26 protein-coding genes are annotated in these 24,318 nt (G+C 66.3%); 10 read left to right on the plus strand and 16 right to left on the minus strand.

Going from position 1 to position 24,318, the window contains the following annotated elements; genetic code table 11:
* The first annotated feature begins 38 nt into the window (after positions 1–38).
* A complete protein-coding gene (locus tag E6C48_RS09935; protein WP_136356658.1) occupies positions 39–1,187 on the plus strand; it encodes an amidohydrolase in 1,149 nt (382 codons plus the stop codon).
* A 3-nt stretch (positions 1,188–1,190) separates the two neighbouring features.
* Here the strand turns inward: E6C48_RS09935 and E6C48_RS09940 are convergent, their stop codons facing one another.
* Complete coding sequence (locus E6C48_RS09940; RefSeq protein WP_136356660.1) at positions 1,191–2,987, minus strand: ABC transporter transmembrane domain-containing protein; 1,797 nt, start codon at positions 2,985–2,987, stop codon at positions 1,191–1,193.
* Between the two features lie 170 nt (positions 2,988–3,157).
* Here E6C48_RS09940 and rpmE point away from each other — a divergent pair, with 170 nt between their 5' ends.
* On the plus strand, positions 3,158–3,379 hold the full coding sequence (rpmE, locus tag E6C48_RS09945; protein WP_136356662.1) for a 50S ribosomal protein L31: 222 nt from the start codon (positions 3,158–3,160) through the stop codon (positions 3,377–3,379).
* Between the two features lie 78 nt (positions 3,380–3,457).
* Here rpmE and E6C48_RS09950 read toward each other — a convergent pair whose 3' ends face one another.
* A complete protein-coding gene (locus tag E6C48_RS09950; RefSeq protein ID WP_136356664.1) occupies positions 3,458–4,102 on the minus strand; it encodes a TetR/AcrR family transcriptional regulator in 645 nt (214 codons plus the stop codon).
* A gap of 87 nt (positions 4,103–4,189) precedes the next feature.
* Here E6C48_RS09950 and E6C48_RS09955 point away from each other — a divergent pair, with 87 nt between their 5' ends.
* Positions 4,190–4,657: an anthrone oxygenase family protein gene (locus E6C48_RS09955; RefSeq protein ID WP_136356666.1), complete on the plus strand. Its 468-nt coding sequence runs from the start codon at positions 4,190–4,192 to the stop codon at positions 4,655–4,657.
* Positions 4,658–4,665: 8 nt separating this feature from the next.
* On the opposite strand, the gene efp is transcribed toward E6C48_RS09955, so the two are convergent.
* Complete coding sequence (efp, locus tag E6C48_RS09960; protein ID WP_136356668.1) at positions 4,666–5,235, minus strand: elongation factor P; 570 nt, start codon at positions 5,233–5,235, stop codon at positions 4,666–4,668.
* A gap of 87 nt (positions 5,236–5,322) precedes the next feature.
* On the opposite strand from efp, the gene epmA reads away from it, so the two are divergent.
* Positions 5,323–6,366, plus strand: coding sequence for an EF-P lysine aminoacylase EpmA (gene epmA, locus E6C48_RS09965; protein WP_136356670.1), 1,044 nt, complete (start codon positions 5,323–5,325; stop codon positions 6,364–6,366).
* A 315-nt stretch (positions 6,367–6,681) separates the two neighbouring features.
* Here epmA and E6C48_RS09970 read toward each other — a convergent pair whose 3' ends face one another.
* The 3 genes from E6C48_RS09970 to E6C48_RS09980 form a co-directional block, all read right to left on the minus strand.
* Positions 6,682–6,969 (minus strand): SelT/SelW/SelH family protein, encoded by a 288-nt coding sequence (locus E6C48_RS09970; RefSeq protein ID WP_136356672.1) that lies wholly within the window; start codon positions 6,967–6,969, stop codon positions 6,682–6,684.
* A gap of 8 nt (positions 6,970–6,977) precedes the next feature.
* Complete coding sequence (locus E6C48_RS09975) at positions 6,978–7,727, minus strand: YebC/PmpR family DNA-binding transcriptional regulator (protein WP_136356674.1); 750 nt, start codon at positions 7,725–7,727, stop codon at positions 6,978–6,980.
* Between the two features lie 213 nt (positions 7,728–7,940).
* Entirely contained in the window at positions 7,941–8,264 is a 324-nt protein-coding gene (locus tag E6C48_RS09980) for an ArsR/SmtB family transcription factor (RefSeq protein WP_136356676.1), read from the minus strand.
* Positions 8,265–8,316: 52 nt separating this feature from the next.
* Here E6C48_RS09980 and E6C48_RS09985 point away from each other — a divergent pair, with 52 nt between their 5' ends.
* From E6C48_RS09985 to E6C48_RS09995, 3 genes are read left to right on the plus strand one after another with little or no spacing between them, the layout of a single operon-like run.
* Entirely contained in the window at positions 8,317–8,793 is a 477-nt protein-coding gene (locus E6C48_RS09985) for an SRPBCC domain-containing protein (protein WP_136356678.1), read from the plus strand.
* A 32-nt stretch (positions 8,794–8,825) separates the two neighbouring features.
* Complete coding sequence (locus E6C48_RS09990) at positions 8,826–9,218, plus strand: VOC family protein (protein WP_136356680.1); 393 nt, start codon at positions 8,826–8,828, stop codon at positions 9,216–9,218.
* A 22-nt stretch (positions 9,219–9,240) separates the two neighbouring features.
* Positions 9,241–9,729: an SRPBCC family protein gene (locus E6C48_RS09995; protein WP_136356693.1), complete on the plus strand. Its 489-nt coding sequence runs from the start codon at positions 9,241–9,243 to the stop codon at positions 9,727–9,729.
* A 15-nt stretch (positions 9,730–9,744) separates the two neighbouring features.
* On the opposite strand, the gene E6C48_RS10000 is transcribed toward E6C48_RS09995, so the two are convergent.
* The 9 genes from E6C48_RS10000 to E6C48_RS10040 form a co-directional block, all read right to left on the minus strand.
* A complete protein-coding gene (locus tag E6C48_RS10000) occupies positions 9,745–10,497 on the minus strand; it encodes a TerC family protein (protein ID WP_206086474.1) in 753 nt (250 codons plus the stop codon).
* 92 nt (positions 10,498–10,589) lie between these two features.
* Positions 10,590–11,414, minus strand: coding sequence for a TIGR00282 family metallophosphoesterase (locus E6C48_RS10005; protein ID WP_136356697.1), 825 nt, complete (start codon positions 11,412–11,414; stop codon positions 10,590–10,592).
* Between the two features lie 70 nt (positions 11,415–11,484).
* Positions 11,485–12,069, minus strand: coding sequence for a 5-formyltetrahydrofolate cyclo-ligase (locus E6C48_RS10010; protein WP_136356699.1), 585 nt, complete (start codon positions 12,067–12,069; stop codon positions 11,485–11,487).
* A 206-nt stretch (positions 12,070–12,275) separates the two neighbouring features.
* Positions 12,276–12,863, minus strand: coding sequence for a CarD family transcriptional regulator (locus tag E6C48_RS10015; protein WP_136356701.1), 588 nt, complete (start codon positions 12,861–12,863; stop codon positions 12,276–12,278).
* Positions 12,864–13,225: 362 nt separating this feature from the next.
* On the minus strand, positions 13,226–13,564 hold the full coding sequence (fdxA, locus tag E6C48_RS10020) for a ferredoxin FdxA (RefSeq protein WP_136356703.1): 339 nt from the start codon (positions 13,562–13,564) through the stop codon (positions 13,226–13,228).
* A gap of 190 nt (positions 13,565–13,754) precedes the next feature.
* A complete protein-coding gene (locus E6C48_RS10025) occupies positions 13,755–14,141 on the minus strand; it encodes an RNA-binding S4 domain-containing protein (RefSeq protein ID WP_136356705.1) in 387 nt (128 codons plus the stop codon).
* A 46-nt stretch (positions 14,142–14,187) separates the two neighbouring features.
* Positions 14,188–17,559, minus strand: coding sequence for a helicase-related protein (locus E6C48_RS10030; RefSeq protein ID WP_136356707.1), 3,372 nt, complete (start codon positions 17,557–17,559; stop codon positions 14,188–14,190).
* A 666-nt stretch (positions 17,560–18,225) separates the two neighbouring features.
* Positions 18,226–18,951 (minus strand): acetoacetyl-CoA reductase, encoded by a 726-nt coding sequence (phbB, locus tag E6C48_RS10035; RefSeq protein ID WP_136356709.1) that lies wholly within the window; start codon positions 18,949–18,951, stop codon positions 18,226–18,228.
* 123 nt (positions 18,952–19,074) lie between these two features.
* The gene (locus E6C48_RS10040) at positions 19,075–20,262 is read right to left on the minus strand and encodes an acetyl-CoA C-acetyltransferase (RefSeq protein ID WP_136356711.1); all 1,188 of its coding nucleotides are present in this window, start codon (positions 20,260–20,262) and stop codon (positions 19,075–19,077) included.
* 254 nt (positions 20,263–20,516) lie between these two features.
* Between E6C48_RS10040 and phaR the strand changes: the two genes are divergently transcribed.
* From phaR to E6C48_RS10055, 3 genes are all read left to right on the plus strand, one after another.
* Positions 20,517–21,131, plus strand: a complete 615-nt coding sequence (gene phaR, locus E6C48_RS10045; protein WP_136356713.1) for a polyhydroxyalkanoate synthesis repressor PhaR — start codon at positions 20,517–20,519, stop codon at positions 21,129–21,131.
* Between the two features lie 154 nt (positions 21,132–21,285).
* A complete protein-coding gene (locus E6C48_RS10050) occupies positions 21,286–22,338 on the plus strand; it encodes a dipeptidase (RefSeq protein ID WP_136356715.1) in 1,053 nt (350 codons plus the stop codon).
* 335 nt (positions 22,339–22,673) lie between these two features.
* Positions 22,674–23,318 (plus strand): class I SAM-dependent methyltransferase, encoded by a 645-nt coding sequence (locus E6C48_RS10055; protein WP_230978721.1) that lies wholly within the window; start codon positions 22,674–22,676, stop codon positions 23,316–23,318.
* A 13-nt stretch (positions 23,319–23,331) separates the two neighbouring features.
* Here the strand turns inward: E6C48_RS10055 and gcvA are convergent, their stop codons facing one another.
* Complete coding sequence (gene gcvA / locus E6C48_RS10060) at positions 23,332–24,249, minus strand: transcriptional regulator GcvA (RefSeq protein ID WP_136356720.1); 918 nt, start codon at positions 24,247–24,249, stop codon at positions 23,332–23,334.
* Between the last annotated feature and the right edge of the window lie 69 nt (positions 24,250–24,318).

Genomic DNA, 24,318 nt, shown 5'->3' on the forward strand with positions numbered 1-24,318 from the left:
GGATGGTTGCCGACCATGGACCCGATGTGGAGGCCGCCTTGTCCCTGACCAACCAGGACCTGATCGAACTCGTCGCCTGGCGGCGCAAGCTGCACCGGCAGCCGGAGATTTCCAACGAGGAGGAGAAGACGGCCGGCGAGGTGGTCGCTTTCCTTGCCGACACCAAGCCGGACGAAGTGCTGACCGGCCTCGGCGGCCATGGCGTCGCCGCGATCTACGACAGTGGCAGGCCGGGCTCGACGGTGCTGTTCCGCTCCGAACTCGACGCCCTGCCGATCGAGGAACTGTCGGGCGTGCCGCACAGTTCTGAGGTGCCCGGCAAGTCGCATATGTGCGGCCATGACGGGCACACCGCCATTCTCGCAGCCCTCGGCCGGCAATTCGGGCGTCAGCGCCCGGCGAGCGGCCGTGTCGTCTTGATGTTCCAGCCGGCGGAGGAGACCGGCGACGGCGCCGCCGGCGTGGTGGCGGACCCGCGCTTCGCGGCCATAGCGCCGGATTTTTCCTTCTCCTTGCACAACCTGCCCGGCATCCCGTTCGGCGAGGTCAGGCTGAAGCCCGGCGTGGTGAACTGCGCCTCGCGTGGCATGCGCATCGTGCTGGAGGGCAAGACCGCGCATTCCTCGATGCCGGAGACCGGCACGTCGCCAATGCTGGCTGTGAGCCAACTGATGCCGGCGCTGGCCAAGCTCGGCGGCCGCGCCTTCAGCGACGACGATTTCGGCATGATCACCGTCACCCATGCCGAAATGGGCGAAGCGGTGTTCGGCGTCGCGCCCGGCCGCGCAGAAGTCTGGGCGACGCTGCGCACGCGGCTCGACGAGCGCATGGCTGGCCTCGTCGCCGCCGCCGAGGCGCTGGTGGGACGCGTCGCCGGCGAGCACGGCCTGACGTTCGCGGTCGACTATCACGAGATCTTCGTCGCCAGCATGAACGCGCCGTCGGCGGTCGACCATTTGCGCGCCGCGCTGGACGAGGAGGGCGTCGCGCATAGCGAGGAGGCGCTGCCGATGCGCGCCTCGGAGGATTTCGGCATTTTTGGCCGCAGCGCGCCGTCTGCGATGTTCTTCCTCGGCGCCGGCGAGCGGCATCCCGCTTTGCACAATCCCGACTATGACTTTCCGGATGACCTCATTCCGCTTGGCGCGCGAATTTTCATGCGCACGGCGCGCAATCTTTTGGGATAGATTTTATTCCGCCGCGCGGTCGAAGGCGTCGGCGCCGCTTTCGAACTGGAGCCGGGCGAGCGTGGCATAGGTGCCGCCCTTGGCGACAAGGCTCTTGTGCGTGCCTTCCTCGACGATGCGGCCATCCTCGATGACGAGGATGCGGTCGGCTTTCAACACCGTCGCGAGCCGATGGGCGATGACCAGCGTCGTGCGGCCCTGCATGAGATGCTCCAGCGCCTCCTGCACCAGCGTCTCGCTGGCGGCGTCGAGCGCCGAGGTCGCCTCGTCGAGCAACAGGATCGGTGCGTCGCGCAGGATGGCGCGGGCAATCGCGATGCGCTGGCGCTGGCCGCCCGAGAGGGTGACGCCGCGTTCGCCGACCTCGGTGGCGTAGCCGTCTGGCAGCCGGGCGATGAACTCGTCGGCGAGCGCGGCTGTCGCCGCCGCCTCGATCTCGGCATCGGAGGCGCCGGGCCGGCCGAAGCCGATGTTGTCGCGCACGCTGGCGGCGAAAATGGTCACGTCTTGCGGCACGATGGCCATGCGCCGGCGCAGATCGTGCGGATCGGTCGCGCGCACGTCGACGCCGTCGACGCGCACCGTGCCCGTCTCCGGATCGTAGAAGCGCAGCAGCAGCGAGAAGATCGTGCTCTTGCCCGCACCCGACGGGCCGACGATGGCCACCGTCTCGCCGGGCCTGACCGCGAAGGTCAGGCCGTGAACCGCCGCCCGGTCGGGCCGCGCCGGATAGGAAAAGGAGACGTCGTCGAAGGCGACGGCGCCTTGCGCTGCGTCCGGCAGCTTCTGCGGGTCGGCGGGCGCGGTGATGGCGGGACGCTCGTCGAGGATCTCGGTCAGCCGCTCGGCCGCACCGGCTGCTTGGCTGAGCTCGCCCCACACTTCCGACAGTGCCCCCAGCGCGCCGGCGGCGAACACCGAATAGAGCAGGAACTGGCCGAGCGTGCCCGGCGACAGCGCACCCGACAAAACGTCGCGCGAGCCGAACCACAGCACCGCCACCACCGAGGAGAAGATCAGGAAGATGGCGAAGAAGGTGAGCACGGCGCGCGCCAGTACGGAGGACTTCGCGGCGGCGAAGGCGGCCTCGATGGCTGAAGCGAACCGGCCGACGACCAGCGTCTCGTTGGTGAAGGCCTGGAGCGTGCGCACGGCGCCGATCTGCTCGCTGGCATAGGCGGTGGCGTCGGCCAGCGTGTCCTGCGCCTGGCGCGACTTGCGGCGCACGGAACGGCCGAAGGCGACCAGCGGCAGCACGATCACCGGGATCGCGGCCAGCACCAGCCCCGACAGCTTCGGGCTGGTGACGACCATCATGGCGACGGCGCCGAGGCCGAGGATGATGTTGCGCAGCGCCACCGAGGCGGTGGCGCCGACGGCCGACTTGATCTGCGTGGTGTCGGCGGCGAGCCGCGAGACGATCTCGCCGGAGCGGGCGGCGTCGAAGAAGGCGGGCGACAGCGTCGTCACATGCGAGAAGACGTCGCGGCGCAAGTCGGCGACGACACGCTCGCCGAGCGTGATGACGAAATAGTAGCGGCCGGCCGAAGCCAATGCCAGCGCCGCCGCCATCGCCACCAGCATGGAGAAGTAGCTGGCGATGAAGACGGAATCGGAGGCGGAAAAGCCGTGGTCGATCATGCGGCGCACGGCGACCGGCAGCGCCAGCGTGGTGACGGCGGCCAGCACCAGCGAGACGGCGGCGCCCGCGACGAGGCCCCTGTAGCGGCCGATATAGGGGCCCAGGCGGCGAAGCGGTCCGAGCGAACGCCTGCGGTCGTTTGCGCCGGTTTGCGCCATCGATCCTTTTCCTGACTGGCGGTCCCAAACGGGATTGTGATTCAAATCCGCCTGATGTATAGGCCGGCTGACCGTTTTGAAGCCGTGGCTTTCCATAGCTGCGGCTTCGAGTTTTAGAAAGAGGCGAGATCGACGCAGGCCGTCGCCGCCGTGCCAGCAGGACAGAACCGATGAAGGCCGATATCCATCCCGACTACCACGTCATCAAGGTCGTCATGACCAATGGCACCGAGTACGAGACGCGCTCGACCTGGGGCAAGGAAGGCGACACGCTGAACCTCGACATCGACCCCTCGACGCATCCGGCCTGGACCGGCGGCCAGCAGACCCTGCTCGACCGCGGCGGCCGCGTCACCAAGTTCAAGAACAAGTTCGCCAATCTCGGCATCTGAGCCGGACCGGACTTCGGACACAAAAACCCGCCTTTGTGGCGGGTTTTTTGTTGGTGGCGCTGCCGCCTTCTACCTGACTCAGTCGCCCAGCAGTTCGCGCAGCGCCATGCGCTTGTAGGTTTCGACCATCGTGTCTCCTTCCCGCCGCCCTACGGAAACGGCCAGCCGCACCGCCGCCTCGCCGAGTTGCCAGAGGAAGAACGCCGTCCGCTCTGCGGCCTCGCGCTCGCGGCCGGGCTGGGCGGCAAGCAGCGCCTCGACCAGAAGTGCCGCGCTGGCGCGGCTGTCGGCCAGTTCCAGCGTCCGCAGCGTCCTGTCGGCCTGTGTCCCCGACCAGACGTCGCGCATGACCGGCTCGGCCAGGAAGAGCGCATAATAGGTGTCGACGAGGTCGCAAAAGGCTTTTCGCAGCTCGTCGGCGGTGCGCACCGGCGCCAGCGCCTCTGCAATGCAGGCCCGGCCTTGCGTGGTGATGCGCTCCGCCAGCGCGCGGATGACGGCGCTCTTGTCCGGGAAGAACTGGTAGAGCGAACCGATCGGCACGCCTGCGCGCTCCGCCACGTCCCGCATCTTCAGCGCGTCGCTGCCCTGCTCGGCGATCAGCTCGGAAGCCGCGGCCAGCATCCGCTCGACGCGTTCGCGGCTGCGCTGCTGGCTGGGCAACCGGCGCGCCTCTGCCTTTGCCTGCGCCGGCAGATGCGCGTTGACGTCGCTGTCTTCCATGGGAGCCTCGCCGCTTGACTTCCAGAATATGAGAGTTTATCACGTTTATCAAATATGAACATTGCTCATGTTATTGGGAGTCCCGCCATGCTCGCACCGCTGTCCGCCGCCCTTACCATGGCCGCCATCCTCGGCAGCGGGCTGATGGCCGGTCTTTTCTTCGCCTTCTCGACGGCCGTGATGGCCGCGCTCGCCCGCCTGCCGGACGGGCAGAGCGCGGCGGCGATGAACGCCGTCAATGTCGTGATCCTGAATCCGGTGTTCCTCACCGTCTTCATGGGCATGACGGTTGTCGCGCTGGCGCTCGGCGCCAGGGCCGTCCTCGGCTGGAGCCAGCCGGGATCGGCGTGGCTGCTCGCCGGCAGCGTCTGCTATCTGGTCGGGATCTTCGGCGTCACCGCCGCCTTCAACGTGCCGCTCAACGACGCGCTGGCGGCCGCGCCCGGCGATGCGCAGGTCTGGTCACGTTATCTTGCGGAATGGGTGCCGTGGAACCACGTCCGCACCCTTGCCGGCCTCGCCGCGCTGGCCTGTTTCACCATGGCGCGGCAATAAAGGACAGATCAGTCCTTGGCGCGCTCGACATAGGAGCCGTCGGCGGTCATCACCACGACGCGTGTGCCGGCGGAGATGTGCGGCGGCACGGCGGTCTTGACGCCGTTCGACAGCACGGCCGGCTTGTAGGACGACGAGGCCGTCTGGCCCTTGGTCACCGGCTCGGTCTCGACCACCTCGAAAGTGGCGCGCTGCGGCAGCACGATGGCGATGCCGACGCCCTCGTGGACGGAGAGCGACACCGCCATCTCTTCCTGCAGATAGGGCGCGGCGTCGCCGATCACGTCCTCGGCGACGGTGATCTGGTCGTAGTTTTCCGGGTTCATGAAGTGGAAGCCTTCGGCGTCACTGTAGAGGAAGGTGTGCTCGCGATCCTCGACATGGGCGCGCTCGACCTGCTCGGTGGTGCGGTAGCGCTCCGACACCTTCACGCCGTCGGAGATGCGGCGCATGTCGAGCTGTGTCACCGGCGTACCCTTGCCGGGATGGATGTTCTCGGCGAACAGGATGACATAGAGCTTGCCGTCCTTGTCGACGACGTTGCCCTTGCGGAGCGAGCTGGCAATGACCTTGACCATGAAATGTCCCGAAGCGTTCGTTGTTGCGCAGGCCCTTAGCGCATCTTAAAGCCTATCGCCAGTCTTCCCCGCAGATTCCGGATACCGATGACCGAAGCTTCCCCCTGGTGGACCCCGCATGTCCATGCCGACCGCCGTCCGCGCCTGATGGCGCGCAACCGCATCGCCGCCGCCTTGCGCGGCTGGTTCGCCGAACGCGATTTCGTCGAAGTGACGACGGCCGGCTTGCAGATCTCGCCCGGCAACGAGGCGCATCTCGCCGCCTTCGCCACCGAGGCGATTGCGACGGACGGCGCGCGAAAGCCGCTCTACCTGCACACCTCGCCGGAATTCGCCTGCAAGAAACTGCTGACGGCCGGCGAGAAGCGCCTGTTCTCCTTCGGGCCGGTGTGGCGCAACCGCGAGCGCGGGCCGCTGCACCATCCCGAATTCACCATGGTCGAATGGTATCGCGCCGGCGAGACCTATGAGAGCCTGATGGCGGACTGCGCCGCCTTTCTGAAGCTCGCCGCAGAGCGCGCCGGCACAAAGCGTTTTGCCTTCCGGGGCCGCGAGGCCGACCCGTTCGCCGAGCCGGAACGGCTGACGGTGGCGGAAGCCTTTTCGCGCCACGCCGGTATCGACCTGCTGGCCACCGTTTCCGCCGACGGCTCGACCGATAGCGAGGCACTTCGCGCGGCGCTTGACGGTGCCGGCATCCGCTCCGCGTCGGACGACAGCTGGGCCGACCTGTTCAGCCGCGTCATGGTCGAGCGCGTCGAGCCGAATCTCGGGCAGGGCCGCGCGACGGTGCTGTGCGAATATCCGGTTTCGGAAGCGGCACTGGCCCGGCCGAGCGCCCGCGACCCGCGCGTGGCGGAGCGCTTCGAGCTTTACTGTTGCGGCGTCGAGCTTGCCAACGGTTTTGGCGAGTTGACCGACGCCGCCGAGCAGCGCCGGCGTTTTGGCCTCGAAATGGACGAAAAGGAGCGCATCTACGGCGAGCGCTATCCGATCGACGACGATTTCCTGGCGGCATTGGCCGTCATGCCGGAAGCCAGCGGCATCGCGCTGGGCTTCGACCGGCTGATCATGCTGGCGACGGGTGCGGCGCGTATCGACGACGTGATCTGGACGCCGGTGGCGGAGTGAGGCGGTTCGGAGACAAGCAAAAGGGCGAAGCGCCGACGCTATCCTCATCCCGCTGCCGGTTCCCTCTTAGTGCGAGGGAGGCAGGCCGCCAGCGTAGGTCCCCCTCTCCGTCTCGGCTTCGCCGAGCCACCTCTCCCCCCGTTCCGGGTGGAGAGGATAAGCCGGCCGCAAGGGCTTGACGCCCATCCTCTCCCCTACAGGGTGGGGGAGAGGTGGCGCCGCGAAGCGGCGACGGAGAGGGGGCCATGCGCCTTATGCGACTGCGCTTCCGCTCGCGTGATAAGTTGAGTAGCGAACAGCCGCGCTTACCGCACCTCAGCCCTTTTTCTCCGAATGCCCCAGCTCCCGCTCGGGCCAGACACGGTCGCGCACGCGCCGCTTCAGTTCGGCGGCATCGGGAAAGCCGCCGTCGCGCTTGCGCTCCCAGATCAGCTCGCCGTTGCATTCGACCGTGAAGATGCCGCCGGTGCCGGGCACCAGCGCCACCTCGCCGAGGTCGGCGCCGAAGGTGGACAAGAGTTCCTGAGCCATCCAGCCGGCACGCAGCAGCCATTGGCACTGCGTGCAGTAGGTGATGACGATACGCGGCTTGTCTTCGGCCACGGAAAGCCTCAGGCGGCGCTGAGCTTGGCCAGCGTCGCCTCGTCCACTTCGAAGTTGGCGTAGACGTTCTGCACGTCGTCGTCGTCTTCCAGCGTGGCGACCAGTTTCATCAGCGACTGCGCGCGTTCCTCGTCGACGGGCACGTTGTTCTGCGGCTTCCAGATCGCCTTCACGGTCTCGGCTTCGCCGAGTGCCGCTTCCAGCGCCTTGGAGGCATCGCCGATGGCGTCGAAGGCGCAATAGATGGTGTGGCCTTCCTCGTCGCTCTCGACGTCGTCCGCGCCCGCCTCGATCGCTGCTTCCATCACCTTGTCGGCATCGCCGGCCGAGGCCGGGTAATAGATCTCGCCGACGCGGTCCCACATGAAGGATACCGAACCGGTTTCGCCCAGCGCCCCGCCGGCCTTGGTGAAGGCGGCGCGCACGTTGGAAGCGGAGCGGTTGCGGTTGTCGGTCAGCACCTCGACGATCAGCGCCACACCGCCGGGGCCGTAGCCCTCGTAGCGCACTTCCTCGTAGTTCTCGGCGTCGCCGCCAGAAGCCTTGTTGATGGCGCGCTGGATGTTGTCCTTCGGCATGGATTCGGCCTTGGCCGCCTGCACGGCGAGCCTGAGACGCGGGTTCATCGCCGGGTCGGGGGAGCCGAGCTTGGCGGCGACGGTGATCTCGCGCGCCAGCTTGGAGAAAAGCTTCGACCGCATGGCGTCCTGGCGACCCTTGCGGTGCATGATGTTCTTGAACTGTGAATGGCCGGCCATGAAACCCCTATGGTCTGTTCGCGGCTACCAAGCCGCCGAGCGTCCGCGAGGGCGCAGATAAAACAGCCTGGTATGTTGGTTGGGCAGCGGATTCTTCATGCGATCCGATGCTGGGAATGACGGGCTTATAAATAAATCGGCTCAAAACGTCCAGTCGCGGCCGTTACGCAAGTGCAGCCGCCATCGCGCTTCGCCGCTGGAGACGCCTGCCGGTCAGGCTTCCATATCGGCCTTCAGCCGGTCGAGGATGCTCATGGCATGCGTTGCGTATTCGCCGATCCAGCGGTCGTGGATGCGCTTGATCGGCAATGCGTCGAGATGGTTCCAGCGCTCGCGCCCCTCGCGCCTGGCCACCACCAGTCCCGCTTCCTCCAGCACCTTGAGATGCTGCATGACCGTGCAGCGGTCCATGTCGGAAAACGTCTCGCACAGCGCGCCGGTGGTCCTCGGCCCGTCCTTCAGCTCGTCCAGCATCAGGCGCCGGCGCGGATGCGCCAAGGCCTTGAAAATGCGGTCGTCCTGCGCTTCACTTGACATGTTATATTTTTATAACATAAGATCGTCGTGATCAAGCAAGGAGGCTGTGGATATGTCCATCGGGATCAGGGTTTCCGGCCGCATCGGCAGGCCGGCCGCGGAAGTGTTCGACGCCGTCGTCAACCCGACGAAGCTTTCCGGCTACTTCACCACCATCAAGGGCGCCAGCGCGCCGCTGGTCGCCGGCACGACGGTGACATGGTGGGGCGAGGTGCCGGTCGAGGTCGACGAGGTCGTGCCGCAAAAGCGCATCGTGCTGCGCTGGGACGCTCATGATGCCAAGCCGGCCTACAAGACCCGCATCGAGATGAATTTCGAGGCGCTCGACGACGGCGGCACCTTCGTAACCATCGCCGAAACCGGCTGGCACGAGGACGAGAGCGGCCGCAGGAACTCCTACATGAACTGCGAGGGCTGGTCGCAGATGCTGTCCTGCATGAAGGCCTATGTCGAATACGGCATCAATTTGCGCGAGGGCTACTACCGCTCGGAGATGAAGGGCGAGAAGGCGACCCCGGACAATCTCTGAGAATTTCGGACCCGATCTGAGGGAGGAAGAGCATGACGACGGCGATACCGTTCCTGATGTTCGAAGGCAGGGCCGAGGAGGCGCTGACCTTCTATTGCGAGACCGTTCCCGGCAGCCGTATCCTCGACCTGCAGCGCTACGATGCGAAAGGGCCGGGCAAGGAAGGCAGCGTCAGCATGGCGCGCGCCGAGATCGCCGGGCTGAAGGTCATGGCCTTCGACAGTCCGGTCCACCACGCCTTCACCTTCACGCCGGCGCTTTCGCTGTTCGTCGACTGCGCGTCCGAGGCCGAGCAGGAGCGGCTCGTCGCGACACTGGGCGAAGGCGGCGGAGCCCTCATGCCGCTCGACAATTACGGCTTCAGCCGCCGCTTCGCCTGGGTGAACGACCGCTTTGGCGTGTCGTGGCAGATCAATCTGCCCTGAATTGGAAAGATCGGAGGAGAAAATGGAAGTCACGCAGCCACTCGTCGCCCGTGCCGCCATGCTGATCCGCCGGCCGCCGCCAGATTGCTACGAGGCCTTCGTCGATCCCGCCATCACCTCGAAATTCTGGTTCTCCGCCGGCAGCGACCGGCTGGATGCCGGTCGCCAGGTGATCTGGACCTGGGGCATGTATGGAGTCTCCTCCACGGTCGACGTCAAGGAGTTGGTGCCAGGCCACAGGATCGTAATCGACTGGGATGCCGGCACCGAACATGCCAGCATCGTCGAATGGCTGTTCGTGCCACGGGCCGGCGGCGCGACCTTCGTCGATATCCGCAACCACGGCTTTACCGGAGAGCCCGACAAGCAGGTGCAGCAACTGGTCGATAGCACCGATGGCTTCTCGCTCGTCGTCGCAGGGGCCAAGGCCTGGCTGGAGCATGGCCTCAAGCTGCGGCTTGTCGAGGATCGTCACCCCGACATGCTGGTCGAGGGGTGGAAGCCTCGCTGACGGCAGTCCCGGCTTTCAGTGCCCGCCGCGTTTGGCCTTGCGGTTGCGCGCCAGCATGTTGAGTCCCTCGACCAGCGCCGAAAAGCCCATGGCGGCGTAGATGTAGCCCTTCGGCACATGGTAGCCGAAACCGTCGGCGATCAGCGTCATGCCGATCATCAGCAGGAAGCCCAGCGCCAGCATGACGATGGTCGGGTTCCTCTCGATGAAGTTGGCGAGCGGCGTCGCCGCCAGCATCATCACCGACACCGCGACGATGACGGCGATGTACATGATGGCGATCTCGTCGGTCATGCCGACCGCCGTGATGATAGAATCGATCGAGAAGACGAGGTCGAGCAGCAGGATCTGGGCGATCGCCCCGGCAAGCGAAAGCTGAAGCGTCTTGGCCAGCGACGGATCGTCATGCTCGGCCGGATCGACGGTGTGGTGGATTTCCTTGGTCGCCTTCCAGACGAGAAAGAGGCCGCCGGCGACGAGGATCATGTCGCGCCACGAGAAGCCGTGGCCGAAGGCGGTGAAGACCGGCGTGGTGAGCTGGACGATGATCGAGATCGTCGCCAAAAGGATCAGCCGCATGACGAGCGCCGCCGAGATGCCGAGGCGCCGCGCCGGCACCTGCTGCTCCTTCGGCAGCTTGTTGGTGAGGATGGAGATGAAGATCAGGTTGTCGATGCCGAGCACGATCTCCAGCACCACCAGCGTCAGCAGCGCGGCCCATGCGGTGGGATCATGGACGAAGGCGAAATAGGGGCCGAGGAAATCGATTAGCGGCAATGGCGTCGTCCCGGTCAGGAGGTGGCGGCGTCAGACAGGCTTTGGTTGCCGGCAATTAGGTACGCCGCCGGAAAACTTCAAGTTCACGACCAGAAGGCCGGCGCAGTTTCTTCCAGCCGCGGCCCGCGGCGGAAGGGTGCGATGCGGTCGGCCAGTCCCGTGCGGTCGGAAATGTCGACACCGACGCCGCACAGCGTCGCCGGCCCGTTGGCGGCCTCGAAGCGTCCCTTCGGCACCTTCGAGAGGAAGCGGTTCAGCGGTTCCTCCTTGTCCATGCCGAGCGAGGAATCGTAATCGCCGCACATGCCGGCATCGGAAATATAGGCCGTGCCGCCGTTGAGGATCTGGTGGTCGGCGGTCGGCTGGTGCGTGTGCGTGCCGACGACAAGCGAAGCGCGGCCGTCGACGAAATGGGCGAAGCACATCTTCTCGCTGGTCGCCTCGGCGTGGAAATCGATGACCACGGCGTCGGCCTGCTCGCCGAGCGGGCAGGCGGCGAGTTCGCGTTCGCCGGCATGGAAGGGATCGTCGAGTTCCGGGTGCATGAAGACGCGGCCCATGACGTTGGCGACCAGCACGCGCGCGCCGTTCTTGGCCAGGTAGACGCCCGAGCCGCGCCCCGGCGTGCCTTTCGGGAAATTGGCAGGCCGCAGGAAGCGCTCCTCGCGCGGCGCGAAGGTCAGCGCCTCGCGCTGATCCCAGACATGGTTGCCGGTCGTCACCACGTCGGCGCCAGCGTCCAGCGTGGCGCGGAATATCTCCTCGGTGATGCCGAAGCCGCCGGCGGCGTTCTCGCCGTTGACGATGACGAAATCGAGCCGGAAATCCGAGATCAGGCCGGGCAATTGCTCCCACACCGCCGTTCGGCCCGTCTTGCCCACCATGTCGCCGAGGAAAAGAAGTCTCATGCCGTCACTCTGAAGCCAAGCCTCGCGACCTCGCCGCCGCTTGGCATAGGAGCCGCATCCCACCTTCCTTTTAGCCAGCGGAGGGGAAGCTTCGCAACCCGCTCTCCGTCAGCATTTCGGCGAGCATGACGTCGTGCGGCTCGTCCGGTACGCGCTCGACCTCCTGGCAGTCGAAGGCGATGCCGACAAGATGCGGCTTGCGGCCCTTGTCGTGCAGACGCGCGATGGCGCGGTCGTAATGGCCGGCGCCGTAGCCCAGCCGGTGGCCGCGCCGGTCGAAGGCGGCCAGCGGCACCAGCATGACGTCGGGATCGAGCACGGCCGCCTCCGGTCCCGGCCCGGAGGTGCCGAAGCCGGTCGACACCATTTCGACGCCGTGCACCAGTTCGCGAAAGACGATGGTCTCGCGGTCGAGCACGACAGGCAGGCAGAGTCGCGCCCCCCGGTCGGCAAGTGCCGCCATCAGCGGGCGCAGGTCGACCTCCGAGCGGATCGGCAGGAAGCCGGAAACCACCGGGCCGTGGCTGAGGTCGATCGCCGGCGCATGCTCGGCCATGGCGAGCGAGGCTTCGATGCGCCAGGCCGGATCGAGCGCATCGCGGCGGCCGAGCGCTTCCATGCGCAGATGCTTTTTCAGGTCTTTCAGGGAGGTCATGATGTTCTCGCCGTGCTCGCTGTGTCGGTTTCCACCATGCCGCGATCCGCGGTTGTTCCGCAACGGTGCCCCGGCGCCAGCGTTCCCCTCAAGGGGGAGGGCAGCGTCGGCGCGCTTCGTCAATGCCACGCCATTCCTCAATCCCCAAAAGCAAAAGACCCGGCGCTTCGGCCGGGTCTTTCAAATTCGCTGCGGACAGGAAACCTTTACGCGGCTTCTTCCTGCTCGGTTTCCTCGTTGTCGGCCTTGGCGCCGCGCTTGGGACCCTTGTTCAGGTTGACCTCGATGAGGCGCACGGCCTCGGTCTCCGACATGCGGTTGACGGCTGCGATCTCGCGCGCCATGCGGTCGAGCGCGGCTTCGTAGAGCTGGCGCTCGGAGTAGGACTGCTCCGGCTGGTTGTCGGCGCGGTAGAGGTCACGCACGACTTCCGAGATGGAGATCAGGTCGCCGGAATTGATCTTGGCATCGTATTCCTGCGCGCGGCGCGACCACATGGTGCGCTTGACACGGGCGCGGCCCTGCACGACCTTCAGCGCGCGGTCGACGTAATCGGTCTCGGAAAGCTTGCGCATGCCGATGGAGGTCGCCTTGGCGACCGGCACCTTGAGGCGCATCTTGTCCTTTTGGAAGTCGATGACGAACAGTTCCAGCTTCATGCCCGCCACTTCCTGCTCGTCGATGGAGACGATCTGGCCGACGCCGTGGGCGGGGTAGACGATGAACTCGCCGGTCTTGAAGCCGTGGCGGACGGCCGATGCTGCGGACTTCTTCTGCGGGGTTGCTGTTGCCATTACGCCCTGAACTCCTTGTTGTGGCGCCGGCGGGGCTGCCGACTGAACTCAAGCGGGCCGGTTTCGTTCCGGCCTTTGCCGCATGACAGGTGTGTTCCGGGAAGACGGGGCCGGCATGTTGCAAGGCAACGGCCTGACCCAGATCACTCTGGCCCGGACTCTGAAACCCACCTTTCAGTGATTAGGCGTTGGCGCCATCAATCGACGTGTGTCACCGGCATGTTGGCTATAGGTAGCACAAAAAGTCGGAAGAATCAAGAATTTGCTGCATGCGCGAAGAGCGGACGGGCGGATCGTCGACAAAACGACCGGCCCGCCGCCGGGGTGACGTAGCGTCAGTTCGGCGCCTGAACGGCGCCCGGTCAGTCGCCGCCGCCGGGCTCGGGCGAAAAGTATTTCTCGAACTTGCCTTCCTCGCCGTCGAACTGCTTGGCGTCCGCCGGCGCGTCCTTCTTGGTGGCGATGTTCGGCCACTTGTCGGCGTATTCGGCGTTGACCTGGAGCCATTTGTCGAGGCCGCCGTCGGTGTCGGGCTTGATCGCGTCTGCCGGGCATTCCGGCTCGCACACGCCGCAGTCGATGCACTCGTCGGGATGGATGACGAGCATGTTCTCGCCTTCGTAGAAGCAATCGACCGGACAGACCTCGACGCAGTCCATGTACTTGCACTTGATGCAGTTGTCGGTCACGACATAGGTCATGGGTCGGCTCCGGAACGCCGTCTTTTCAATGTTTTCGGCGGTGAGGTAACGTCTTTGCCGGCGCCTTGCAAGGCCGTGTCTCGTCGCAGGCGCGGCCCAGCCGCGAATGGTTTTTGCGCCAGAACCGCGCTGGGACCTCCCGCACGGGATCGCGAAAAGCGTGCCGGACCGCTCCGCCGGGGAGAAGCGGTCATTCGTCTCCCATGAGACGGTCGGTCTGCCGGCGCTCTCTCTTGGTCGGGCGACCGCTGCCCGCCTGCCGCACCGGCGCGACCGCGTCCGGCAGGGTGGGATCGTGCGCGGCGGGCGCCGGCGACATGTCCTCGTAGAGGGTGCGCGCCTCCTCGGCGGGGCCGCGCCGGACGCCGGGCGCCAGCACCTTCCAGACGAGGATGCGCCGGTCGAGCGTGATGGTGAGCACATCGCCGGCCTTGACCGTGTCGGAAGCCTGCGCCGCTTTGTCGCGATTGACGCGCACGCGCCCGGCGACGACCAGCTTGGCCGCCAATGAGCGCGATTTCACCGCACGGGCGAAGAACAGCCATTTGTCGATGCGCTGGCGACCCTCGGCGACCATGCCGTCAAAGACCGGCCGCGTCGGCCGATGAGGCGGCTGCCGGCATCTACTTCTTCAACTGGTCGCGCAGGGCGGCGAGCTTGGCGAAGGGCGAATCCGGATCGAAGCGGGCGGGGCGTTCCTCGCGCGGCTTTTGCTGGAAGGCCGGCTTGCCGCCCGGTCCGCCGTCCTTGCCGCCCGCTGCCCTGTCATGGCGGCGGTTGTCGGGCTTGCCCTTGCGGTCCGGCCGGCCGTCGCGACGATGATCGGGCCGCTCGCCCTGCGGCCATCCGTGGCGGCGTTCGCCCTGCTCGCCCTGTCCGTCCTGCGGCCTGCCGCGGCCTCTCTTCCATCCGCCCTGCTTTTCGCCGGGCTGCTGATCGCCACCCTGCGCGTCGCCCGGGCGGCCATGCCGTGGACCGCCGCGGCCGCGATGGTCATGCCGCTGGCCGCCGCGCGGCCGGTCGAAGCGCTGCTGCCGCCACAAGAGGATCGGCTTGGGCGCTTCCGCCTCGGCGGTTTCGGCCTGCTGCGTTTCGGCAGGTGCAGTCTCGTCAGCCGTAGCGGTATCCTTCGCCTCGACGGCGGTGGCCGCTGTGTCGTCCCCCTTCCCCTCGAGGGGAGGGTGGCCCGAAGGGCCGGGAGGGGTCACCTCAACCGCTCCGACATCCTCATTGTGCAACGTCTGATCAGAAATCTCCGCAGATTCCGCAGAAGGAACGTCGAGCACTTCCGCACCGACCCCCTCCGCCCCCTGCGGGGGCACCTCCCCCTCAAGGGGGGAGGATAGGACGGCGCCGTCTTCGGCGGCCTCATCGGTTTGCACGGCTGAGTCCGCCGAAACTTCCGCTGATACCGACGCTTCCGTCGTTTCAGCCGCAGCAGCTTCAGCCGCTTTGGCCGCATCCGCCGCCGCTTTCGCCTCAGCGGCCGCCTGTGCGGCGGCGTCGATGGCTTCGAGCTTGGCCTTGACCTCTTCGGCCGGCTTCGGCTCGGCGCGGTAGCCGAGGCCCTTCAGGATCTCTTCCATGTCATCGGCGGTGGCACCGAGGATCGACATCATCGGCGGCGTGACGACGAAGGCCTGGCCGTCATAGGCGCCGTCGGGACGCGGGCCGGTGCCGGGCTTCCACATGGTGGCCGGACGGATCAGGTCGGCGAGGCGTTCGAGGATATCGACGCGGACGGCGCGGCGGCCGAGGTTGCGATAACCGGCGAGCCGATAGAAATCCTTGTCGAAAGACTGGTTGACCACCATCGAGGTGCGCCCCGATGCGAGCGCATGGACGACGTCGCCGAAGCCGAGCTTGTCCTTGCCGTCGTTGCCGAGCGCCCACAAAAGCGTCACCAGCCCGGCCGGCGCCGGCTTGATCAGCGCCGGGATGAAGACGTGGTAGGCGCCGAAGCGCACGCCGAGCCGGCGAAGTGCTGCGCGCCCCTCCTGGTCGAGCGAGCGGATGTCCTCGGCGATCTCGCGGCGGTTGATCAGGCCGAGGCTCTCGACCAGACGGAAGGCAATGCCGCGGGCGATGCCGGTCAACTGCTCGGCGGTCTTCAGGTCGGCCAGCGGCTTCAGCAGGCTCTCAACCTGAAAATTGACGAAGCGCTCGGCGCGGGCCTGCACCTTGTCGCGGGCGGCCCCTTCGAGCTGCTCGTCGGCCAAAAGGATGACGCGCGGCTTCAAGACGTCCTCGCCGGCGACAAGCGTGCCGATGGGCGCGCCGATCCAGCGCAGCGTGCCGTCAGAGGCGAGCGCGATGTCGCCGTTGCCGGAAGCGGCGAAACGCTCGGCGCGCGCCTCGAATTCGGCGCTGAGCGCCTTCTGCGCCGCCGTCTTCACCGCCTTGGCGTCCTCGCCACCGGCGCTGGCGTCGGCGGTGAAGCGGAACCCCTGGAGTTCACCGACATGGTGGCCCTCGACGAGGACCGTTCCGTTCGGATTGATTTCGGCATCAAGCATGGTGTTTTCTCTAAGGCGCCGCATGAGGACGGAAGTCCTGCGGTCGACAAAGCGTTTCGTCAAGCGCTCATGCAGCGCATCCGACAATCTGTCTTCGATTTCCCGGGTCTTTTCCTGCCAGTGTGTCGGATCGGCAAGCCAGCCGGGGCGGTTCGACACGAAGGTCCATGTCCTGATCTGGGCGATGCGATGCGACAGCGTGTCGATGTCGCCTTCGGTGGTGTCGGCGCGGCGCACCTGCTCGGCCATGTAATTCTCGTCGACATGACCATGCCGGGCAAGGTCCATGTAGATGGAAGCGATGAGGTCAGCGTGCTGGGCCGGCGCGATGCGGCGGTAGTCGGGCAGGGCGCAGGCTTCCCACAGGAGCTCGACCCGTTTCGGGTTCGTCGCCAGCGCGCGGATCTCGCCGTCCTTCGACAGGAAGTCGAGCGCCTGCGCGTCCACCGCCGGCAGCGCCCGCGCCAGGCCTTCGACCGGCGCGTTGGTCTCGATCGAGCGCATAAGCGCGTCGAGCGAGGAAAAGTCGAACCGCGCGGTGCGCCATTGCAGCACTTTTACCGGCTCGAAATCGTGCGCCTCGAGCTTCTGGACGAGGTCCTCGTCGAACGGATCGACCCGTCCGGTGACGCCGAAGGTGCCGTCGCGCATGTGGCGGCCGGCGCGGCCGGCGATCTGGCCGAGCTCGGCGGCGGTGAGCTGGCGGTACTGATAGCCGTCGAACTTGCGGTTCTGGGCGAAGGCGACGTGGTCGACGTCGAGATTCAGCCCCATGCCGATGGCGTCGGTGGCGACCAGATAGTCGACGTCGCCGGACTGGTAGAGCGCCACCTGGGCGTTGCGCGTGCGAGGCGACAGCGCGCCCAGCACCACGGCGGCACCGCCCTGCTGGCGGCGGATCAGTTCGGCGATGGCATAGACCTCGTCGGCGGAGAAGGCGACGATGGCCGTGCGGCGCGGCAGGCGGGTCAGCTTCTTCGAACCGGCATAGGCGAGATGCGACAGGCGCGGCCTGGTCACCACCGAAACGCCCTTCAACAGCTTTTGCAGGATGCCGTGCATGGTGGCGGCACCCAGCAGCAGCGTCTCCTGCCGGCCGCGCAGGTGCAGGATGCGGTCGGTGAAGATGTGGCCGCGTTCCAGGTCGCCGGCAAGCTGCACCTCGTCTATTGCCACGAAAGCGGCGTCCGTCTCGCGCGGCATCGCCTCGACGGTGCAGACCGAATATTTCGCGCCGGCCGGCTGGATCTTCTCCTCGCCCGTGACCAGCGAGACCTTGTTGGCGCCGACCTTCTCGCAGAGCCGCGCATAGACCTCGCGAGCCAAAAGCCTCAGCGGCAGGCCGATGACGCCGCTCTCGTGCGCCACCATGCGCTCGATGGCGAGATGCGTCTTGCCGGTGTTGGTGGGGCCGAGCACGGCGGTGACGTCGCGTCCCGACAGGATCAGCGGCTCGGTGGATTGCGGGCGAATGTTCATCGGTTCGGGGGATCGCCTCATGGTCGTGCGGGGCGGACAGCCGTGACAGGCGACACATAGGCATTCGCTGCGGCGGGTGAAAGCGCAATGTTCAACAGGCGGTGCAAAACGACCTTCGAAACGGCCTCTCTATGCGTCGGAGTTAACAGATGGAACGAGTCTGGAACGAATCAGCGACGAATCGCTGACTCAGGCAGATTCATGCTTCGTTCACGGCTAGATGTGGGGCGCGGCAAAGTGGTCCGTACCACATGCTGAATCGATGGAACGGGCGGCCGGCCGGAATCCGCTGTCGGCGTTAACCTTTGCCGGCGTGCTTCCACCGGCGACCCGGAGACAAGTGCGGGTCGCCAAGTAAGATTATGGATTCGTTGATTTTTCCTAACGGGAATTAACGGAAGCCGAGGCCGGAAAGCCTGCCGTCGTTAACGCTTCGACCAAAGCCGGAACGAATCGGCGACGAATCAGAGATGGAACGATATTCCCGTTTCGTTCACCTCAACATCTTGTGTTGTCCACAGGCCGTCCACCGAGGATTCACAGCTTGGAGAACGGTGGCGGCGCGATCTCCACCGCCGGCGTTAACGTTCGCGTGCCGTATCGGCACAGCGGAAACGAAAAACGGGCCGCCGGAGCGACCCGTTTCTTAACCGACTTTCCGTCGGTTCAGGCGAAGTATTGGCCGCCGTTGGCCGAGATGGTGGAGCCGGTGATGAAGCCGGCCTCCTCGGAGGCCAGGAACACCACGCAGCGGGCGATTTCCTCCGGTTCGCCGAGGCGGCCGACCGGGATCTGCGGGATGATGCGCTCGGCCAGAACCTTCTCGTCGATGGCCTTGACCATTTCGGTGGCGATGTAGCCGGGGCAGATGACGTTGACGGTGATACCCGCGCGAGCCCCTTCCTGAGCCAGCGCCTTGGAAAAGCCGATGTCGCCGGCCTTGGCCGCCGAATAGTTCGCCTGGCCGGCCTGCCCCTTCTGGCCGTTGATGGAGGAAATGGTGATGACGCGGCCGAACTTCCTGTCGCGCATGCCGCCCCACACGGGATGGGTCATGTTGAAGACGCCGGAAAGGTTGGTGCCGATCACCTCGCTCCACTGCTGCGGCGTCATCTTGTGGAACATGGCGTCGCGGGTGATGCCGGCATTGTTGACCAGCACGGCCACCGGGCCTAGGTCCGCCTCGACCTGTTTGATGCCGGCGGCACAGGCTTCGTAGTCGGCGACCGACCATTTGTAGGTCTTGATGCCCGTCTCCGCGGTGAATTTTTTGGCCGCCTCGTCGTTGCCGGCGTAGTTCGCCGCCACCGCATAGCCGGCATTTTTCAGCGCGATGGAAATGGCGGCGCCGATGCCGCGCGATCCGCCGGTGACGAGTGCGACTTTGGTCATGAAGGTCCTCCCAGTGAAAAAGGCAGTAGGGCAATAGGGCGGTAAGGCAGTAGGGATGTCAGACAGTTCGGTGGCCGTTTCCGGCTTCTTCCTACTGCCCTATTCCCCTACTGCCCTACTGCCTCAGTTCATCGCTTCCACGCACATCGCCACGCCCATGCCGCCGCCGATGCACAGCGTCGCCAGGCCTTTTTTGGCGCCGCGGCGCTTCATCTCGTGGACGAGCGTGTTGAAGATGCGGGCACCGGAAGCGCCGATCGGATGGCCGATGGCGATCGCCCCGCCGTTGACGTTGACGATCGAGGGGTCCCAACCCATGTCCTTGTTGACGGCGCACGCCTGCGCGGCGAAGGCTTCGTTGGCCTCGACGAGATCGAGGTCGCCGACCGCCCAGCCGGCCTTTTCCAGCGCCTTGCGCGAGGCCGGGATCGGGCCGGTGCCCATAATCGCCGGATCGACGCCGGCGGTCGCCCAGGAGGCGATGCGCACCAGCGGGGTGAGGCCGCGCCGCACCGCTTCGGCCTCGGTCATCAGAAGCGCGCCGGCGGCGCCGTCGTTGATGCCCGACGCATTGCCGGCAGTCACCGTGCCGTCCTTCTCGAAGGCCGGCTTCAGCTTCTGCATGGCGTCGATGGTGGCGCCGTGGCGGATGTATTCGTCCTGGTCGACGACGGTGTCGCCCTTGCGGCCCTTGACGGTGAAGGCAACGATCTCGTCCTTGAACCTGCCGGCCTTCTGCGCGGCTTCCGCCTTGTTCTGCGAGGCCAGCGCGAACTTGTCCTGGTCGTCGCGGGTGATCTGGTACTGCTTGGCGACGTTCTCGGCGGTGGTGCCCATGTGGTAGCCGTTGAAGGCGTCCCACAGGCCGTCCTTGATCATGGTGTCGATCATCTTGTAGTCGCCCATCTTGACGCCGGCGCGCAGGTGCTCGGCGTGCGGCGACAGCGACATGGATTCCTGGCCGCCGGCGATGACGATCTTGGCGTCGCCGGTGGCGATCTGCTGCATGCCGAGCGCAATCGCCCGCAGGCCCGAGCCGCAGACCTGGTTGAGGCCCCAGGCGGTCGTCTCCTTCGGCAGGCCGGCATTGATGGAAGCCTGGCGCGCCGGGTTCTGGCCCTGCGCCGCCGTCAGCACCTGGCCGAGGATGACCTCGTTGACCTCGCCCGCCTCGACGCCGGCCCGCGCCAACAGCTCGCGGATGACCGCCGCTCCCAGCTCATGGGCAGGGGTGGCCGCGAAGGCTCCGTTGAACGAACCGACCGCGGTGCGGGCGGCGCTGGCCACGACGATGGCATTGGAAGCGGGCATTTTTATCTCCAGGCTCCGGGAACGTTGGCTATCCTGACGACTTTTCTTGACCTTTCACGCCTTCGAGTCAAACCGGAAATCGGCCGCTTCGGCCCTTGCATCGCACAACGGGGCGATTGCTGCGCAGCATTTTGCCGGCTTGCGCGCTCCCGCACCGCACAAAGGTCTTGGATTCACGCCGGTTTTGCGTCTATCCTCGACCTTAGTTCAATTCGTCGCCGGCTGCTTACGCGCCGAAATCCGGGGAGGATGGTATGGCGGCAAAAGACGAACCGGTGGTGATCAAGAAATACGCCAACCGGCGCCTCTACAATACGGGCACAAGTACCTACGTCACGCTCGAGGACCTCGCCGAGATGGTCAAGCGCGGCGAGGACTTTTCCGTGCAGGACGCCAAGACGGGCGAGGACATCACCCATCCGGTGCTGACCCAGATCATCTTCGAGCTGGAGAACAAGGACGGGCAGAACATGCTGCCGATCCCGTTCCTGCGCCAGCTCATTGCCTTCTATGGCGACCAGATGCAGATGATCGTGCCGAGCTTCCTCGAACAGTCGATGATCGCCTTTTCGAAGGAGCAGGAACGCTTCCGCGAGCAGATGAAGTCGCCGATGGACATGATGAAACTCACGACGCCGATGAAGGCGATCGAGGAGCAGACGCGCCGCAACATGGAGATGTTCCAGAACGCCATGCGCATGTTCACGCCCTTCCCGGCCGCGGGAAGCGTGGCGCCGGCCGCCGGCGCGCCGGAACCTGCAAGGAAAGACGGGGCGGAAGGCACGGAGGCGCCGGAGAAATCCGACGACCTGCAGGAACTGAAGGAACAGATCGCCGCCATGCAGCGCAAGCTCGACCGCATGTCGTAGGCAGCGGTCCTGGCCGCCCGGGCGAATCCGGACGGGCCAGTCACAAGCGCGGCATGCCATCTGGCCTTTGCATGCAGCCTTTCTCCCGCCTAACCTAGCCCCGCATCCTGCAATCGGGCCGCCGCAGGCGTCCCAGCCAAGCCGAAAGCCGACCATGACCGACCAGACCCTCGTCCCCGTCTTCGACGGCCACAACGACACGTTGCTCAAGCTCTACAAGGCCAAGGAGGCCGACAAGGAGAAGCTGTTCATCGACGGGTCTCCCGCCGACTGGCACATCGACCTGCCGCGCGCCCGCAAGGGCGGCTTCGCTGGCGGCATGTTCGCCATCTTCCCGCCTTCGCCGGAGAAGCGCCGAAGCGGCGACATGCTGAGCCATGACGAGCCGCTGCCGCCGCAACTGCCGCGCGCGACGGCGATCGATTCCACCATCGGCATGGCTTCGATCCTGTTCAAGCTGGAGCGCGCCGGCGCGCTGACGGTCTGCCGCAACGCCGCCGAGGTGCGCGCCGCCGTCGCCAGGGGCGTGCTCGCCGCCGTCTTCCACATCGAGGGCGCGGAAGCGATCGGCGCCGACCTTTCCATGCTGGAGGTGCTGCATGCCGCCGGCCTGCGCTCGCTGGGCATCGTCTGGAGCCGGCCGAACATCTTCGGCCACGGCGTGCCGTTCCGCTTCCCCTCCTCGCCCGACATCGGCGACGGCCTGAGTGACGCCGGCAAGGCGCTGGTCAAGGAATGCAATCGGCTGAAAATCCAGATCGACCTGTCGCATCTCAACGAGAAGGGTTTTCGCGATGTGGCGAAGCTCTCCGACGCGCCGCTGGTCGCCACCCACTCCAACGTGCACGCCATCTGCCCGCATTCGCGCAACCTGACTGACTGGCAGCTCGGCGCCATCCGCGACAGCGGCGGCATGGTGGGGCTGAACTACGCCACCGGCTTCCTGCGCGAGGACGGCACCATGAACGCCGATACGAGCCTCGACCTCATGGTGCGCCATGTCGATGCGCTGCTGGCGGCGCTGGGCGAAGACCATGTCGGCCTGGGGTCCGACTTCGACGGCGCGATGATCCCGGCGCCGATCGGCGACGTTTCCGGCCTGCCGAAACTGATCGACGCCTTCGCCCGACACGGCTACGGGCGCGAGCTGATCGAGAAGATCGCCTGGAAGAACTGGGCCGGCGCGCTGGAAAAATCCATCGGGTGAGAAGCTGGTCGCCGAAGGCGATCCGTCGTGCCGGTGGCACGACGGAAAGCTTCGAACGCGGGGGAGCTGCGAAGCAGCGGGCCCCCGGCCGGACGGCGGTGAAGCGCGCAGACGTAGTCCTCCCCCCTTGAGGGCATGACTGTCGCATAGCACGCATTACCCCCTCTTCGTCTCGGGCTACGCCCGATCCACCTCTCCCCCACTTCGTGAGGGGAGAGGATGGGTGCCAAGCCTGAGGCCGGCGTATCCTCTCCACCCGGAACGGGGGAGAGGTGGCGCGCGAAGCGCGACGGAGAGGGGGGCGAATCTCGTGTGTGATTCTCATGGACGCCCCCATGACCGCCTCCCGTGACGCTTTCATCGTTGCCAACACCGCGCTGACGGCACCGCCGCATGTGCCGGAAATCTGCCTGCACCTTGCCGACGAGGCGCACGATCTGTGGCGTCGCACCGAGGAAGAGCTGGCCGCGATCGGCCTGCCGCCGCCATTCTGGGCCTTCGCCTGGGCCGGCGGGCAGGGGCTGGCGCGCTACGTGCTCGATCATCCCGGCACGGTGTCGGGCAAAAACGTGCTCGACTTCGCCTCCGGTTCCGGACTGGTCGCCATCGCCGCCGCCAAGGCCGGCGCGGCCAAAATCCTTGCCGCCGACATCGACCCTTTCTGCGAAGCGGCGATCCGCCTGAACGCGGCCCAAAACGGCGTGGCGGCCGATTTTTCGGACGAGGACTGGATCGGCCGCGACGGCGGCTGGGACGTCGTGCTGGCCGGCGACGTCTTCTACGACAAGCCCTTCGCCGAGCGCCTGCTGCCGTGGTTTTCAGCGCTCTATGCGCGCGGCGCCGAAATCCTGATCGGCGATCCCGGCCGCGCCTACCTGCCGAAAACCGGGCTCGAAAAGCTCGCCGTCTACGAAGTGCCGGTCACCCGCGCGCTGGAAGACGCCGAGGTGAAGCGCACGACGGTGTGGCGCTTCGGCTGACGGCAGCCGCCGGTCAGGCCTGCGTCTTCGCCGCTTCCGCCAGAATCCACTCGCGGAAGGCGGCGATGCGCGGATCGTCCGCTGCGCCCTGCGGATAGACGAGGAAATAGGCGAATTCCGGCGCGAGCCTGAGGCTGAGTTCGAGCGGCTGCACCAGCCGGCCTTCCGCAAGGTCGCCGGCGACCATCGCGGACTCGGCCAGCACGACGGCGCTGCCTTCGAGCGCCGCCTGCAACAGTTCGGAAGACGTGCCGAAAACCACGGTGCGGCTGTCGTCGAAATCGTCGATGCCGGCGGCCGCCATCCACATCGGCCAATTCGGCCAGGTGATGCCCTGGCGCGACCACTCGATATGCGCCAGCGTGTAGTTCAGCAGGTCGCGCGGCTCGCTGATCGGCGGTCCCGAGCGCAGCAGTGTCGGGCTGCATACGGGGCCGAGCACGTCGTCGAACAGCCGGTGGGCGGCGAGGCCGGCATATTTGCCGGCGCCGAAACGCACGGCGACATCGACGTCGTCCTGCTCGAAGTCGCGCAGGTCGGACGAGACATCGAAGCGCAGTTCGATGTCGGGATGGGCCTCGCGGAAGGAGTCGACCCGCCGCATCAGCCATTTGGCGGCGAACTGGGCGTCGGCGCTGACCTTGAGCTGGCTCGCGCCGCGCTCCATCCTGCGCGCCCGCGCCACCGCGCGACCGAGAACGTCGAGCGCCTCGGCAGAGGCCTCCAGCACGAGCTCGCCGGCCTTGGTCGGCCGGATCGAGCGGCTGGTGCGGGTGAACAGGACCAGGCCGAGCTGGTCCTCGATTTCCTTGATCTGGTAGCTGACCGCCGCCGGCGTCAGCCCGAGTTCGTCCGCCGCGCGGGTAAAATTGAGGTGGCGGCCCGCCGCCTCCAGCGTCCTCAGCGCGCGTGTTCCGGGTATCGGGTGCATCTCATCCTTCAAGGAATATTTGATGATCTGATAAGAACTACTCGTTTCTCTCTTTTGCTTCAATGGGTC

Source organism: Ollibium composti (genome assembly GCF_004801285.1).
GTDB lineage: Bacteria > Pseudomonadota > Alphaproteobacteria > Rhizobiales > Rhizobiaceae > Mesorhizobium > Mesorhizobium composti.